The following is a 14,558-nucleotide window of genomic DNA, read 5'->3' as shown; positions in this document are numbered from 1 at the left end:
ACGTAACCAATCGGCGCATGCGGATCGAAAGGTTCCGGTGCTCGAAAAGCCAGCCCGCCGATCTCAACGGCCCGGCCGACCTATCGACGTACGGAGGGTTAAACTCATGTATACGAAATTGCTGATCGCCGGCGCCGCGGCTCTGATGCTCGCTGGCTGCCAGACCTACAGCCAGTCCGATCGCGCGCTTGGAGGCGCGGGCCTTGGGGCCGCGACCGGCGCGGTCATCGGCGTGGCAACAACGGGAACCGGCGGCGGCGCAGCCGTGGGCGCGGTTGCCGGCGGTGCCGCCGGTGCGATGATCGGCTCTGCAACCACTCCGAAGAACTGTTGGGCGCGTGACGCCTAGGGCAACCCCTACCGGGTTGCGTGCCCGTAAGCGGGTAACGGTTTCCTCAATCGGGGAGGCGGGCTTCGGTCCGCCTTTTTCATGTTTGCACCCTGCTTTCTCCTTATCGGGAGAGGCATGCCGGTAAAGCCATCTTGCCGGAACGAGGACCGGGATGAAGGTGAGGGCTGCGAACAGCAGGAACATCGGGTCGTAGCCGGAGACTTCGATGAGAATGCCGCCGAAAGCCGAAAAAGGGGCCGAGCATCGCGCCCAGCGTGAAGATCAGAAACGTGTAGCCGATGCCGATGGAAGGTGCGTGGCGGAAGACGCGCATGGTCCACACGGACAGAATCCGTGATGAAGATGAACGAGGCGCCGAACAGCACCGCGGACAACAGCACGACCGATAGGCCGCATTGTCCACCGTCACGGTGGTGAGGACGAGCGCGATGGCGAGCGTGGTCGCCTTATGAGCAATGGGCAGGCCGAGACGGATGATCTCGTCTCCCGCCATGGCGCCGGCAAAGTCCGCAATCCCGGTGATCAGCCACAGCAGAATTTCCGGACATGAAACGAGCCCGGTAAACGCCGTGTAGGTCGACACCAGGGACACCGCATAGGTCCAGTAGATCGCGGTAACGAGCCCGGCGATGAGCAAGCAGGCGTAAAGCGGCAGCGACCCGGGCACCCGCAAGCTTGTAGGCTTCTGCGGTGCCGAGGTCGCGGCGGAAGCCGATGAAGCCGCGTCCGTTCACCGTGCGCGCGGGGACGAAACGGGCGCACAGCACCGTGAAAAACAGGATGAGCGCGGCGAACATCAGCCAGGCCTGCTGCCAGTCATCGACATTGGCCGCAAGGGCGAAGGGGGAGGCGAGAATGACGCCCGCCCCCGTTCCCAAGTTCATGATCGCGAACATGCGGTCGCGCAGACCGCCGCCGATCATGATCGACCAATCCGACAGAGCCGGAAAGATTAAGCCCGGACTTCCGCCCGCCAGAATGATGCCGAGGGCGAAGATCCATGTGGACCGGCTGAGGCCGACCAGAAGAGTTCCCGAAAGCACACAGCCGAGCCCGAGCAGAACCGGTATTTTCGGGCCTCTGCGATGGGAGAGGAAGGCGGCGAGCATGGTCGCTGCGAGGTATGTCGCATAAGAGCCGCTGGCGATGGCTCCTTGAATGACGGGCGTGAAATCGAAGCTCACCCGCGCTTGCGGCAGGAAGAGGCCGTAGCCGTAACGCGCGATCCCGAACCCCAATCCGACGACCGCAAGACCGAGGGCGCTGTGACCTGCGTAGCGGCTCTTGCGCAGACTTAATTTATAAAAAATACATCAGTGTATAATCATAATTCCGTGAATTATAAAACTCTTTGAAAGACAAGTCACGTCTGCGACCCTCGGGTCGGAGTTCCTGGATCATGACGAGTTCACGTGCGAAAACCATCTCGTCCGGTGACGAGGTTTTTTATGAAACAGTTTCTTGAATTCTTTGGTCGATCAGATTCTCGCAAAATCGGGCGTCTCCCGAGGGACCTTCTACCGTTATTTCGATGGGCGGGACGGTCTGGCGATCGAGGTTCTGGAGGAGCGGGCGGAGCGGTTCGAACGGTGTCTTGAGGAAAGGCTTGAGGTGTCGGGAGGTCTGCGGGACGGGATCGTGGCCGTTTTCGAGTTTCTGGAAAACTGGGCGGATGAGCACGGCGCGCGCGGTTGCCTTTTCCAGACATCGATGGTTGAATTCGCCGGGTGGGAGGAGCTGCACACCGTCAGCCGACAGCACAAGACGCGGGTGAGTGCGGTGTTTGCGGATTTCCTGAAGCGGCACGGCCATCCGGATCCTGTGTTCGGGGCTTTTTCTATGATGCTGTTGGTGGAGGGGGCGGTTGCTCTGGCGACCTACGGTTCGGCGCGGGAAGTCTTTCGTCACTCGGCGCGCTCGGCGCTGGTTTCGTTCAGGGCCAGTGCGTGAGCGTACTGGTCAGGAGAATGTATCAGGAGCGGGAGCGCTCCCGGTTTTTATGTGATCGGCAATGAGCGGGGCCGGAGAATTGGACGAGATGAGCAAAGGTATCTGCCGTTTCGTCTTGCGCGGTTAGGGCGAGACGGATGCTCTCGTTCTTCATTCAAATATTCATTTATATGCTTTCTTTGATTGATGTCTTAATTGTTAAAAAATCATTAATGAATATGTACAAGGGGTATTTGGAATAGTATTTTACCCTAGGTTAGATGATTTTTGACCAATCAATTTATTCCCGTCCGCATGGGGCTGTCAGTGCCTGTGGAGGGGCAGGGCGGCTTATTTGGTCAGATTGCGGCACGTTCTGTGTCTTTTTGTGTGTGCGTCGGCCCTGTCGGGATGCGCGGGGCTAAATTTCCATCGCGCTGACAGGAACGGTCTCGCTTTTCGGCGGAGCGCAGACGAAATCGGTCCTGGCGGGGGTGGATACGGCGCTGAAGGGCGGCGAGAAGGCCTACCGCAAGGATGTTCTCATCGAAAAGACGCTCGATATCCTGACCACCCAGATGCGGGCGGAACGCAAGAAGATCGCGGCGCAGATCTGGCAGGGGCTCAGCAAGCCGGACGCAGCCTATCTGCTGTCGCTGGCGCTCTCACAGCTCAACGACTACGCCTATGCCGGCACGCTCCCAGGGCGGGCTGAAGACGACGTCGGACGCGGCGGCTGAACGCCTGTCAGCGGCGCAGACCTATTTCGACAAGCAGACCCTGCACACGGTGCAGTACAACCCCACGCCGCTGGCCGAACGGATCCTCAACTGGCTGCATGTCGCCAACCCGGAAATCCAGACAAAGCGGGTGACTGAAATGCGGCAATGGTTCACGGACGAGAAGGTCGATCTCGGCGAGGCTGAGACGTTCTACGGCTACATCCTGAGCGGCAACACGGATTCCACTGTCCTGCAGCGGGCGATCGATCATTTCTCCATTCCGTAAATCGTTGAGAGGGGGAGGGCGCCATGTGCGCGGAAAAGGTTAAGGGGATTCCGACCCGCGAAAAGGCGGAACAGATCAAGGGCGTCAACGAGATACTCTATCCCGGCGTGGCCTATGAGATCGTGGAGGAGGCGGGCGGCACCTTCGCGGTGCAGCCGGTCAATGCGGAAACCTCGTCGGTGACGACGAAGCCGCAGGCGCACCCGATGAGCACGCCCGGCAATCTGAAACCGCTTTACGATCTCATCGGCAAGGCGGAATCCAACAACAACTACAATGCCTACTACGCCCATGCGGGTAATCAGAACGATCCCGAACTGACGGCGATGAGCGTCGGATCAGGTGCTTGCTTGGCAGAAGACCTATGTGCAGTCCGGCAGCCCGTCGAGCAAATACCAGATCATCCAGAAGACACTGACCGGGCTGAAGGAGCAGATGGGGCTTTCGGGAACGGAAGCGTTCGACGCCGCCACACAGGACGACATGGCGAAAACGCTGCTGGACCAGCGCGGGTTGGAGGACTTTCTGAGTTCCAAGATGTCGGCGGAGGAATTCGGCAACAACCTCGCGAAGGAATGGGCGTCGTTCCCGGTGATGAACGGCCCCAAAAAAGGATGAGCTACTATTCCGGCGACGGGCTGAACGAGGCACGGGTCAAGGTGGATCAGGTCACTGCTGTGCTGGCCTCGATCAAGGGAGCGTAGGCAAGCGGCGGATCGCAGCCTGTTGTTTGACCCGCATTCTCTCCTCCGTCATCCCCGGCTTGACCGGGGATCCATTGCCCTGTCCGTTCGGCGTGCTGTTTGCTCCGGCGCGCGGCACGCGCGTGTCTTCGGCCCGAGAGGTGCTGCGGAGGATTGGGGCCGAAGAAGCGCGCCGACGGGCGCGCCGGAGTGAGATCGGCGGAAAGTCGCACCGTCAATGGATCCCCGGTCAAGCCGGGGATGACGGAGGAGAGTGCGGGGGGATGCGAAGAGCCGTGCGGCGTGCTGCGTCCACGGTAGGTTCCCGTCTCCCCTCACTTCAGGAAACGGGCCCTCTCCATTCGCCCGCGGATCGACAACCGCCGACCCGCAAATGCGTCCTCGGCCCGTCGCTGGCCCTACTGCTCTTTCATCGCCTTGGCGAGGTTCTCGTCGATCTTGTCGAGGAAGCCAGTGGTCGACAGCCAGCCCTGCTCGGGGCCGACGAGGAGCGCCAGGTCCTTAGTCATGTTAACCGGCCTCCACCGTGTCGATGCACACGCGCTCCAGCGTGGCGGCGAAGCGGGAGCTGGTCGTTGCCGTCGAGCTTGGCGCGGTGGGCAAGGCCGCGGGTCCAGGCGAAGATCGAGGCGATCGAGTTGGTCGAGGTGGCCTCGCCCTTCTGGTGCTGGCGGTAATGGCGGGTCACGGTGCCGTGGGCGACTTCCGCTTCCACCGTCTTGCCGTCCGGGCTCATCAGCACCGAGGTCATCAGCCCCAGCGAACCGAAGCCTTGCGCCACGATGTCGGACTGCACGTCGCCGTCGTAGTTCTTGTAGGCCCAGACATAGCCGCCCGACCATTTCAGCGCGGACGCCACCATATCGTCGATCAGGCGGTGCTCGTACCAGATGCCCGCTTCGGCGAACTTGTGATTGAATTCGGCCTCGTAGATTTCCTGGAACAGATCCTTGAAGCGCCCGGCATAGGCTTCCATGATTGTGTTCTTGATGGAGAGATAACACGGCACCCGGCGCTGGAGCGCGTAGTTGAACGAGGCGTAGGCGAAGTCGCGGATGGACTCGTCGAGGTTGTACATGGCAACCGCAACGCCCGCGCTAGGTGCATCGTAGACCTCGTGCTCGATGGTCTCGCCATCCTCGCCAACGAACTTGATCGTCAGCTTGCCCTTGCCGGGGAACCGGAAATCGGTGGCACGGTACTGATCGCCGAAGGCGTGACGACCGACGATGATGGGTTGCGTCCAACCCGGTACCAGGCGGGGCACGTTCTTGCAGATGATCGGTTCGCGGAAGATCACGCCGCCCAGAATGTTGCGGATCGTGCCGTTGGGCGAGCGCCACATCTTCTTCAGGTCGAATTCCTCCACCCGCGCCTCGTCCGGCGTGATGGTGGCACATTTGACGCCGACCCCGTGCTTCTTGATGGCGTTGGCCGCATCCACGGTGATCTGATCATCCGTGCGATCGCGCTCCTGAACGGAGAGATCGTAATATTCCAGGTCGATATCCAGATAGGGATGGATCAGCTTGTCCTTGATGAACTACCAAATGATGCGCGTCATCTCGTCCCCGTCGAGTCCAACGACAGGGTTCTCAACCTTGATCTTCGCCATGGCTTTGCAGTCCTCGCTTGGTCGGTGGAAACGGCAGTTGACGCGCCGTCCTGTTAAATCGTGTGCTGTTGTATACGATTATTCGCTCCGAACGCGAGCGTTTCTCCCATGCCACTATAGCAGAGCCGCATGACGTAGCGAAAGTGCGGGAAATAGCGCAAGCCGTGCCGCGTTTCGGCGCAGGATGAGGGAAGGAGGGGCGAGATGCCCCTTTGAGCGATCCGTTGCCTTGTGCACGATTGTCATCCCCGCGCAGGCGGGGATCCAGTAACCACAGGATCAGCCTTGAGGCACCCGAGCCGCACACGCCTCTGGAATGCTGGATCCCCGCCTGCGCGGGGATGACAGCCGCGGGCGGGACGCTCGCTCTTCTTGTCGGATCTGGTAGGGGGCGGTCCACCGCGAGAGATCTGCCCTCTATGTCCGCCCGCTTTATTCCTCCCCGCCTGCCTACGAACTCGATTGATACCCCATCTCAACTTTATTACATCATTACATACTAATATTAATATGTAACTTGGAGGGAAAGGCGGATAACCGCACGTTCACGTTCTTTGGGAACAAGGTCGGCTGGGCCGCGGCCGTTCTGGCCGTCGGTATCGCGCTGGGGCTTGCCTTGCTCGTCACTTTTCTGATTTTCGGTCACGGCCTCGGCGCATCCGGGTTTGTCACCCGCTTTGCGGCGAAGGTCAGCGACTGGGCCGTACCGCAGGCGACCGCCGCCAACGCCTATTTCGGGTCGTTCGTGCAGGCCGGCAGCCCGCTGGTTGCGTGGATCACCTGGGAATCGATCGGTGTGCTGATCGGCGCCTATCTCGGCGCGCGCTCGGCCGGGCGTATCTCGGTTCAGACTGAACGCGGGCCGCAGGTCACCCGCACCCAGCGCTTTGTCTATGCCTTCATCGGCGGTGCGCTGACCGGTTTCGGTGCGCGGCTGCACCTCGGGGCTCAGCCTGTCCGGTGGGGTGACGCTGGCGGTGGCCGGGTTCGTGTTTCTGGCCGGGTTCTTCATCGCCGGTTTCGTCGTCTCCATGGCCATGCGGAGGGTCTGGCAATGAGCATTCCGTTTTATGATTCAGGCGTCGCCAGCGGCCTTCTGTCGGGCATTCTGTTCGGCTTTGCACTGTAGGCGGCCGGGTTCGGCTCTCCGCGTAAGCTGACCGGCCAGTTCACGCTGAAGGACTTCGCCGTCTTCAAGGTGATGTTCACCGCCGTCCTCGTTGCGGCCATCGGGCTCTACCTGCTGCGGCTGACGGGCGTCGTCGGCAACAACGCCGTCTATATCCCGACGCTGTTCTTCTGGGCGATGGTGGCCGGCGGCGTGCTGATCGGCGCGGGCTTCGCGCTCGGCGGCTATTGCCCGGGCACCTCGCTCGTCGGTCTCGGCTCCGGCCGTATCGATGCGCTGGTGTTCTTCGCCGGGATGGTTGCCGGAACGATCGTTTTCGCCACCGTTTTCGGGCCGCTGACCGGGTTCTATCTCGCTGCCAAGGGCCCCGATGCCCAGCGCCTGACGGATCTCACCGACCTGCCGGAATGGCTGATCCTGGCCGTGCTTGTGGTCGTGGCCGCCCTTGGTTTCGTGCTCGGCAGAAAGCTGGAGCGCGCGCGGCGGGCCTTTCACGGCCGAACAAGTCTGCACGCCTGCGGAGGATGATCCGCACCCCACCCAACGACAAGGACAGGCCGTAGAAGCCTGAACGCAAAGGCCTGTTTCCAAAGATCTGATTTCAAGAGGAAGGAACGACTTGTTATGATGAAGAAAATCTGTACCAGCCTGCTGACCGCTGCGCTTGTGCCCGTCGCGGCCGTGGTGGTGGGGGCGGCGGGGCCCGCTGCCATCGCCCAGCCGAAGAACCCTTGCGCGCCTGTTCTGCTGAACCCGTGCGCCTCGGTGGTGGCCAAGCCCGTCAATCCGTGCGCTCCGGCCGCAGCCGCGCCTGCAAAGCCTGCCGATGCGGTGGCCTTGCCATCTGCTCCCTATGACACGACCACCAAGGCCACCCAGGCGGCCTACGGCGACAAGATGCCGGGGATCGTCGAGAACTACCTGCGCGCCACGCCCTATATCGGCACCGGCGGCGTGATCAACCCGGCGGGCATGAGCATTCTTTCCGGTCTCGGGTTCAAGACCATCATCAACCTCAACACGGCCGAGGAAGGTGCAACCGCGGAAAAGGCGCTCGTTGAGGCCGCCGGCATGACCTACATTAACGTACCGGTGCCGATCCAAGGCGCCGATGCCAGAGCAGATCAAGGATCTCGCCGGGCTCCTTGAGGATACGGGCAACTATCCACTCTTCGTTCACTGCGAGTTCTCCAACCGGGTTGGCGCCATGTGGGCGCTCTATCGTGCGGCCTCGGGCGTTCCCGCTGAGATCGCGGTTCAGGAGGGCTGGACCGTCGGGATGAGGACCAGCCGCGAAGCTGCGGTGCACGAACAGCTCGGCCTGCCGCCGCTCTGAGTGGCGGGAACAATTGTACGGGGTCGGAAGGTTCTGGTCTCGTACCCTATCGCGAGGAGGTGACGTCATGGGATTTGCGGAAGCGGGCATTCAGACCGGCGATGCGGGTGTCGCCGTGCCGGATTTCTCCGACCTTGCACGGGATCGTCTGGAAGCGATGCACGATGCGGCTTCCACCGTGCTCACCTGCGAGCGTGCGCTTGCCAAATCCGGCACCAGCGTGGTGGCGGAAGTGCTGCGCAATCAGGGCGATTTCCTGATCTGGAAGCGCTATCCGCGCGGCGACGTGCAGGATGAGGCGAGCCAGTATTTCTATCATTCCCACACGCTGGGCGAGATGATGGAGGGCGAGAACGGCCATTTCCATCTGTTCGGCGCCCGGCCCGTTGCATGCCCGGCCTTGAGCCGTGGAAGCTCTCCAGAGCCTTCGTGCCGGAGGCGGAGGACGACCGCTTCGTCCATATCGGCGCGATCAGCGTCGACGGGGTGGGACGGACCTTGCGCATCTTCACCACGAACCGCTGGGTGACCAACGAGACGCTCTATCGGGCCAACGATGCGATCTTCCTGCTGGATCACTTCCACATCGAGCTGGCCCATCCCAACTGGGCGCTGAACGAGTGGCTGAACGCCATGGTGGTGTGCTCTATCGCCCGCAGTTCGAGGAACTTTTGGTCCAGCGTGACCGCGTGCTTCAGGACTGGGCCGCAACCCATCCGGATGCGGAAGTGCTCGAAGATCGCCGGTTGCAGAATACCAGCGAGGCGCGCGTGGACATCCGCGCCCAGATCGCGGCCATCGAGGCGGCGCTGGGCGTTTGAGGTGGAAGGTGCGGGTCTGAGAGCCCGGCGGGCCTCGGCCACCGGCAATCTTTGGTGTTTTCACGTTTCTCGACAATTCCTACCACCCTCATTGCCCGGCTTTGTCCGGGCAATCCAGTGGGTTGCAGCATATGCGGAGAGCGATGGATACCCCGGACGAAGCCGGGGGATGACGGCGGAGAGTTCGATCGTCCCACTGCCGCCGTCGATCCACCCTATAGTAGGGGGGAGCGGCCAAGGCGGCCGCTCCCTTTCTTGTCGGCGGGCTCACGTCTCACGGAAGTCCGGTCCCTTGAAGCAACGCACCGGATTACCGCGTTCCACTCGCTTGTGGAGCCGGTTTTCCGCCGTTTTCCGCTGCGCCTCCTCCGCCTGCTGTGCGAAGAAGAGGCGAGCGGCCAGGTGGTCCAGCGCCACCTGCTTGTTGCGGTGCTGGGAGCGTTCGTTCTTTGCGATCACCGAAACGCCGCTCGGCAGATGCGTCAGACGGACAGCACTGTCGGTGGTGTTCCGGTGCTGCCCGCAGGGGATCCCGGCGCGGAACATCTCGAACCTGAGATCGTTCCGGTCGATCCGGCCAAGCGGGCCCTCTCCCGTTTCCACCGCGAAGACGCCGACGAACCAGTTCTGGCGCTTGTGGTGGGGGCGGAAGGGGTTCGGCGCGGCCCAGCGCACCGTTCTCCGCCAGCGATCCGCAAGGGTGGCCGTGTGCTCACCGTCAATGGTGACCAGCGCGGAGGCGACGTCCTTTGCAGATCCGTCCTCCATCCGCATGTCGTTCGGCAGGGCAACGGAGATCCGCAGCCCCATTTCGGTCACCTCGCGTTCCATTCGGCGAACCACGAGCGTCACCGCCAGGCGGCACTCGCGCGGGCCGTCGCCGCTCGTCACGAGAAGGCGCAGTCTTTGTCGATCGTTCATCGCCGCGCCCTTCCTTTTTCGTGCATCCGCTTTGATCGGGCCGGGCGCTGCTCGACCTCCCGCTCATCTCGGGACGCGGATTTCTTGAAGGTCACGAGCGGCTTCAACGTCGCAATCGTGGTGACGAGACCGTGCCGCTCAATATCCTCGATCACATGGACCGGGTTCTTGTAAGCGGCCGGAGCCTCTTCGATCAGCAGGGCGCGGTCGTCGCAGATAACTAGACTGCCCGAGGCATTGCGGGCGAGCCTGTCACGCTCCGATCGTGTCTGACCGATACGGCCCCGTCATGGAGCTGCGGTTGTATTTGCGACCCGCTCTATGCGCGAGCGAGGAAAGCGCCTCCTCGCGATTAGCCGTCGGCTTCACGAGGAAACTCGGCGTATCGCGCGAGCCGGCGATCGGAACGAGCGCTATGTCGGCCTTGGCCGCGCCATTTCGATGGAGGAAGGCGCCCGCCTGTACCTCGATCAGGTTGTGCGGCACGTTCGCGATCAGACGACACTTGGCACGCAATGCCTCGGCCGCCCGCTCGGCGATCACCTCACGGTTGAGCGCCGCCCAAGCGACCGCGCATCGTCATGCGCCCTGAGATATGCCGTCGAGCGCTCGCAGCTGCCGTCAAGACCGTCGGCCACATCGCGGATCGTGTCGAAGACGGAGATCCCGAGCGACCGGGAGCCGGAGTGAACGAGCAGCAACGTGCTGTCGCGCGTGAGGTCCGCGGCCGCCAGGGCTTCGGGCTCGGTGATGCTTGCCACGCCCTGCAGCTCGCAGAAGTGTTTGCCGCCGCCGATTGTGCCGAGCGCCTCGAGGAAGAGGTCGCGCGGCAGGCCGGTTTCTGCAAGACGGGCCGGAGCGTCACCGTCCCAGCCGCCTTCAAGCTCCTTCAACTTCTCCGCGATCTTGTCGAGCCGCAGCTTTCGGGCGGGGATGTCGAGCACGAAGAGCGACATGCCGCAGTCGATGTCGTTGCCAATCAGGTGCGGATAGAGCTGTCTCGCCAGGATTGCGCTGCCGACCGGGCCGTACTTGCCGGGATGAAGATCGGGAAATGCCACGATCCGTTGAACGCCTTCCAGCCGCGAAACCTGCCGCAACTGATCGACCGCCGCGCCTTCGATCCAGGATGCGTCGGAATAGAATGCATGGATGGACGCCTCGCCGGAGAAGCCCGGAGAGTCGTCCGCAAAAGGATTGCCCATGTGGGATACCTTTGAACACGGGGAGAGGTCGGTACGAGGGGCTTGTGCCCTGTCCCGCATATCCCGGCCGGGCCGCTAACGCGGTCTCTAGCGCAGGGGGGCTGCCCTCGTGGGCAAGCGGCTCGCGATGTGCATTTGCGGCGGCGTCCCGTATTCAAAGTAAAAGCGATTGCCGGCTTTCGGCGGGCCATTCAGATGCGCTTTTGCGCGGCCGATCGCAACCCCCTGTCTTGTCCATCAGGTCATGAGACGGCGGGGTGTTGCCCGCGTGCAACGGGAATGACAGTCAGGAGGAGGCGTGCCCGTTTCTGGCCTGCCTTGGAGAGACACCACAACAACAAAAAGGGGCAGCCTCCGCGGCCGCCCCTTCTTCATTCTTGTCGGATGATCTAAACCCTGATCAGCCGAAGATGCCGTTCAGCGTTGCGCTCGGGCGCATGGCGGCGGTGACCTTGGCCTCGGGCGCGTGGTAGTAGCCGCCGAGATCCACCGGCGCGCCCTGCGCGGCTGTCAGTTCTTCCAGGATCTTCGTCTCGTTATCGGAGAGCACCTTGGCGATGGGCGCGAAATGCGCCTTCAGCTCCGCGTCCTTGTCCTGTGCGGCCAAGGCTTCGGCCCAGAATTTCGCCAGGAAGAAGTGGCTGCCGCGATTGTCGAGTTCGCCGACCTTGCGGCGCGGGGACTTGTCCTCGTCGAGCAGCTTGCCGATCGCCGCATCCAGCGCATCGGCCAGAACCTGCACTTTCTCGTTGCCGTTCTTGTTGGCCAGATGTTCCAGCGAAGCGCCGAGAGCGCAGAACTCGCCCAGCGAATCCCAGCGCAGGTGACCTTCCTCGATGAGCTGCTGTACGTGCTTGGGGGCGGAACCGCCCGCACCCGTCTCAAACAGCCCGCCGCCGGCCATCAGCGGCACGATGGAGAGCATCTTGGCCGAGGTGCCGACTTCCAGGATCGGGAACAGGTCGGTCAGGTAGTCGCGCAGCACGTTGCCGGTGATGGAGATCGTGTCCTCGCCCTTGGCGATGCGTTCTACCGACAGGCGGGCGGCCGCTTCCGGCGCCATGATCTTCAGGTTCAGCCCGTCAATGTCGTGCTCGGGCAGGTACTGATCGATCTTCTTGATGAGTTCGGCATCGTGGGCCCGCTTCTTGTCGAGCCAGAAGATGCCGGGCATGCCGGACAGGCGGGCCCGCGTGACGCCGAGCTTCACCCAGTCGCGGATCGGGGCGTCCTTGGTCCGGCACATGCGCCAGATGTTGCCTTCCTCAACCGCGTGCTCCATCAGCACGTTGCTGGCGGCATCCACCACACGCACCGTGCCGTTGCCGGGTGCCTTGAAGGTCTGCGGGTGGGAGCCGTATTCCTCGGCCTTCTGCGCCGTCAGGCCGACATTCGGCACCGTGCCCATCTTGGCCGGGTCGAGCGCGCCGTTCTCGCGGCAGTAGTCGATCACCGCCTGGTAGACACCGGCATACGAGCTGTCGGGGATCACGCACTTGGTGTCGTGCTTCTCGCCGTCCGGGCCCCAGCCCTTGCCGCCTGCGCGGATCAGCGCGGGCATGGAGGCGTCGACGATCACGTCGGAGGAAACGTGCAGGTTGGTGATGGCCTTGTCGGAGTTCACCATGTACATGTCCGGCCCGGCTTCGAGCGCGGCGGCGATGTCGACCTCGATCTTCGCCTGCACGTCGTTGGGCAGGGTGGCGACCTTGGCGTAGAGATCGGCCAGGCCGTAATCGGGATCGACGCCGATTTCCTTCAGCGTCTCACCGTGCTTGGCGAAAACCGGCTCCAGGAACGCCTTGACCACATGGCCGAAGAGGATCGGGTCGGAGACCTTCATCATCGTGGCCTTGAGGTGGACGGAGAACAGCACGCCCTGTTCCTTGGCGTCCTTGATCTGTTCCTTGAGGAACTTTGACAGCGCCTTGGCCGACATGAAGGTGCCGTCGATGACTTCGCCCTCGTCGAGCGCGAAGTCGCTCTTCAGCACGGTGACCCCGCCGTCCTTGGCGACGAACTCGATCTTAGCCTTGCCGGCGGATGCGGCGGCGACCGTCACCGACTTCTCGTTGGAGAAGAAATCGTCATGGCCCATCGTGGCGACGTGGGTTTTCGAGGAGGTCTTCCAGGCGCCCATCGAGTGCGGGTGCTTCTTGGCGTATTTCTTGACGGCGTTCGGCGCGCGGCGATCGGAATTGCCCTCGCGCAGTACCGGGTTCACGGCCGAGCCCTTGACCGCGTCGAACTTGGCGCGGATCGCCTTTTCCTCGTCCGTCTTGGGATCGTCCGGGTAGGCGGGGATCTTGAAGCCCTGCGCGTTCAGTTCCTTCACGCAGGCGTTCAGCTGCGAGACGGGCGCGGAGATGTTGGGAAGCTTGATGACGTTGGCATCCGGCTCCTTCACCAGCTTGCCCAGTTCCGCCAGATCATCGGACTGCTTCTGCTCGTCGCTCAGGTACTCGGGGAAGGCTGCGAGAATGCGCGCGGCCAGCGAGATGTCCTTCGTTCCGACAGTGACACCTGCCTGACCGGTGAAGGCGCGGATGATCGGCAACAGGGAGCCGCTCGCAAGCTGCGGGGCTTCGTCGACCTTGGTGTAGATGATGTCGGGGCGTGCGGCCATGTCGTGTCTGTTCCTGACGCTTGGATTGAAGGTGTCGGGTCGGGATCGTGGGTGGGGACGCGGGTGGAGCTTACCGCTCACGGTGACCTGAAAATGTGTCGGCAATTGACGGTCGTTCTCGCGCGGACCTCCCGACCGCCCCGGCCGCTCCGCTACCAAGGGGATGGCGGCGGCCGAAATTGAATCGACGCTGTTTTATTCACTGGCGGAGTGCGGTGCAATACTTGCCATGGTCTCCAGGCGATCGGCAGCCAACCATATGCTGCGCTCTACACGTAAAAATACATATAAATGTGTAATACAGCTTTTAATATTGACAATAATTTTTCTTTTTTTGGACAAAATATAACGCTGCAATTCTATTTTGGCAGCGTAAATATGGTTGGAAATCATTATTTCATACATATTTAATTTTATTAATATTTTCGTCCGGAAGGTATACCTTTTGGGCATCAATTGAAAATTGGAGGAAAATACAATGACCAGGATAGTTGGGGGACGGTTGTTGCAGACGGAACGCTGATATCGGGCGAAGGTTGCTCGATCTCTCGCCAGCAGGAGGGCGTCTACGTCCTCGATTTCGAGCCCAGCTTTGCTTCCGTCCCGCCGCTCGTGGGGTCGCAGACCGGCTATGGAACTTTGAACCGGAGTTCGCTCGGTAACGTCGCCTTTCCGTTTCTGAATACGGCCAACGCGATGGCCATCACCGGCAACGGTAGCGACAACAAGCAGGACCAGCAGTTCTCATTTGTAGCAATCGGCAACTGATCTACGCCTGCCATTCTCATGGCGGCAGGTTCTTTCGGTCGAGTGCCGCTCGACGCCTTTCTGGGTGTTCCCGTTGACCGGCGATGCTTTCCGGCGTGCCGGTCATTTTTTGCGAAGGTACGGTTGAACCGTGCTCATGCCTTG

The 14,558-nt window shown here is 61.9% G+C and carries 18 protein-coding genes and 2 pseudogenes; 12 read left to right on the top strand and 8 right to left on the bottom strand.

Annotation, left to right across the window (positions count from 1 at the left end; genetic code table 11):
• Nucleotides 1-106 precede the first annotated feature (106 nt).
• Nucleotides 107-349 (top strand): glycine zipper domain-containing protein, encoded by a 243-nt coding sequence (locus QNJ43_RS16095; RefSeq protein WP_300471629.1) that lies wholly within the window; start codon nucleotides 107-109, stop codon nucleotides 347-349.
• A gap of 103 nt (nucleotides 350-452) precedes the next feature.
• Here QNJ43_RS16095 and QNJ43_RS16090 read toward each other — a convergent pair whose 3' ends face one another.
• Nucleotides 453-845 (bottom strand): hypothetical protein, encoded by a 393-nt coding sequence (locus tag QNJ43_RS16090; protein WP_300471628.1) that lies wholly within the window; start codon nucleotides 843-845, stop codon nucleotides 453-455.
• Complete coding sequence (locus QNJ43_RS16085; protein WP_300471627.1) at nucleotides 799-1,590, bottom strand: MFS transporter; 792 nt, start codon at nucleotides 1,588-1,590, stop codon at nucleotides 799-801. The genes QNJ43_RS16090 and QNJ43_RS16085 overlap by 47 nt, the downstream gene beginning before the upstream one ends.
• Nucleotides 1,591-1,822: 232 nt before the next feature.
• Here QNJ43_RS16085 and QNJ43_RS16080 point away from each other — a divergent pair, with 232 nt between their 5' ends.
• The 4 genes from QNJ43_RS16080 to QNJ43_RS16065 all read left to right on the top strand — a co-directional run bounded on the left by QNJ43_RS16080 (nucleotide 1,823) and on the right by QNJ43_RS16065 (nucleotide 3,993).
• Complete coding sequence (locus QNJ43_RS16080) at nucleotides 1,823-2,302, top strand: TetR/AcrR family transcriptional regulator (protein ID WP_300471626.1); 480 nt, start codon at nucleotides 1,823-1,825, stop codon at nucleotides 2,300-2,302.
• 473 nt (nucleotides 2,303-2,775) lie between these two features.
• The gene (locus QNJ43_RS16075; RefSeq protein ID WP_300471625.1) at nucleotides 2,776-3,021 is read left to right on the top strand and encodes a hypothetical protein; all 246 of its coding nucleotides are present in this window, start codon (nucleotides 2,776-2,778) and stop codon (nucleotides 3,019-3,021) included.
• Nucleotides 2,969-3,289, top strand: coding sequence for a hypothetical protein (locus QNJ43_RS16070; protein ID WP_300471624.1), 321 nt, complete (start codon nucleotides 2,969-2,971; stop codon nucleotides 3,287-3,289). Before QNJ43_RS16075 ends, QNJ43_RS16070 begins: the two co-directional genes overlap by 53 nt.
• 23 nt (nucleotides 3,290-3,312) lie before the next feature.
• Nucleotides 3,313-3,993, top strand: coding sequence for a hypothetical protein (locus tag QNJ43_RS16065; protein WP_300471623.1), 681 nt, complete (start codon nucleotides 3,313-3,315; stop codon nucleotides 3,991-3,993).
• 398 nt (nucleotides 3,994-4,391) lie between these two features.
• On the opposite strand, the pseudogene QNJ43_RS16060 reads toward QNJ43_RS16065, so the two are convergent.
• Nucleotides 4,392-5,608: pseudogene (locus tag QNJ43_RS16060) on the bottom strand (NADP-dependent isocitrate dehydrogenase).
• Between the two features lie 517 nt (nucleotides 5,609-6,125).
• On the opposite strand from QNJ43_RS16060, the gene QNJ43_RS16055 reads away from it, so the two are divergent.
• The 6 genes and pseudogenes from QNJ43_RS16055 to QNJ43_RS16030 all read left to right on the top strand — a co-directional run bounded on the left by QNJ43_RS16055 (nucleotide 6,126) and on the right by QNJ43_RS16030 (nucleotide 8,894).
• Nucleotides 6,126-6,737 carry a YeeE/YedE thiosulfate transporter family protein gene (locus QNJ43_RS16055; protein ID WP_300471622.1) on the top strand — a complete coding sequence of 204 codons (612 nt, stop codon included), beginning with the start codon at nucleotides 6,126-6,128 and terminating at the stop codon, nucleotides 6,735-6,737.
• Nucleotides 6,738-6,758: 21 nt separating this feature from the next.
• Nucleotides 6,759-7,265, top strand: a pseudogene (locus QNJ43_RS16050) (DUF6691 family protein); the annotation flags it as partial.
• A gap of 96 nt (nucleotides 7,266-7,361) precedes the next feature.
• On the top strand, nucleotides 7,362-7,886 hold the full coding sequence (locus tag QNJ43_RS16045; RefSeq protein WP_300471621.1) for a hypothetical protein: 525 nt from the start codon (nucleotides 7,362-7,364) through the stop codon (nucleotides 7,884-7,886).
• On the top strand, nucleotides 7,849-8,073 hold the full coding sequence (locus QNJ43_RS16040; RefSeq protein WP_300471620.1) for a hypothetical protein: 225 nt from the start codon (nucleotides 7,849-7,851) through the stop codon (nucleotides 8,071-8,073). Before QNJ43_RS16045 ends, QNJ43_RS16040 begins: the two co-directional genes overlap by 38 nt.
• A 67-nt stretch (nucleotides 8,074-8,140) precedes the next feature.
• Nucleotides 8,141-8,602 carry a hypothetical protein gene (locus QNJ43_RS16035; RefSeq protein WP_300471619.1) on the top strand — a complete coding sequence of 154 codons (462 nt, stop codon included), beginning with the start codon at nucleotides 8,141-8,143 and terminating at the stop codon, nucleotides 8,600-8,602.
• 91 nt (nucleotides 8,603-8,693) lie between these two features.
• Nucleotides 8,694-8,894 (top strand): hypothetical protein, encoded by a 201-nt coding sequence (locus tag QNJ43_RS16030; RefSeq protein WP_300471618.1) that lies wholly within the window; start codon nucleotides 8,694-8,696, stop codon nucleotides 8,892-8,894.
• Nucleotides 8,895-9,161: 267 nt separating this feature from the next.
• Here QNJ43_RS16030 and prfH read toward each other — a convergent pair whose 3' ends face one another.
• From prfH to QNJ43_RS16015, 5 genes are all read right to left on the bottom strand, one after another.
• Nucleotides 9,162-9,815, bottom strand: coding sequence for a peptide chain release factor H (gene prfH / locus QNJ43_RS16025; protein ID WP_300471617.1), 654 nt, complete (start codon nucleotides 9,813-9,815; stop codon nucleotides 9,162-9,164).
• The gene (locus QNJ43_RS27320; protein WP_346433018.1) at nucleotides 9,812-10,009 is read right to left on the bottom strand and encodes a hypothetical protein; all 198 of its coding nucleotides are present in this window, start codon (nucleotides 10,007-10,009) and stop codon (nucleotides 9,812-9,814) included. Before QNJ43_RS27320 ends, prfH begins: the two co-directional genes overlap by 4 nt.
• A gap of 58 nt (nucleotides 10,010-10,067) precedes the next feature.
• Entirely contained in the window at nucleotides 10,068-10,358 is a 291-nt protein-coding gene (locus QNJ43_RS27315; protein WP_346433009.1) for an RtcB family protein, read from the bottom strand.
• Entirely contained in the window at nucleotides 10,355-11,020 is a 666-nt protein-coding gene (locus QNJ43_RS27310; RefSeq protein ID WP_346433008.1) for an RtcB family protein, read from the bottom strand. Before QNJ43_RS27310 ends, QNJ43_RS27315 begins: the two co-directional genes overlap by 4 nt.
• A gap of 400 nt (nucleotides 11,021-11,420) precedes the next feature.
• Nucleotides 11,421-13,646, bottom strand: a complete 2,226-nt coding sequence (locus tag QNJ43_RS16015; protein WP_300471616.1) for an NADP-dependent isocitrate dehydrogenase — start codon at nucleotides 13,644-13,646, stop codon at nucleotides 11,421-11,423.
• 456 nt (nucleotides 13,647-14,102) lie between these two features.
• On the opposite strand from QNJ43_RS16015, the gene QNJ43_RS16010 reads away from it, so the two are divergent.
• A complete protein-coding gene (locus QNJ43_RS16010) occupies nucleotides 14,103-14,414 on the top strand; it encodes a hypothetical protein (RefSeq protein ID WP_300471615.1) in 312 nt (103 codons plus the stop codon).
• Nucleotides 14,415-14,558 lie beyond the last annotated feature (144 nt).

The sequence above is a fragment of the Breoghania sp. genome, from assembly GCF_030066895.1.
Classification (GTDB): domain Bacteria; phylum Pseudomonadota; class Alphaproteobacteria; order Rhizobiales; family Stappiaceae; genus Breoghania.
The sequence above is the reverse complement of the archived record's forward strand: the minus strand, read 5'-3'. Positions and strand labels throughout refer to the sequence as shown.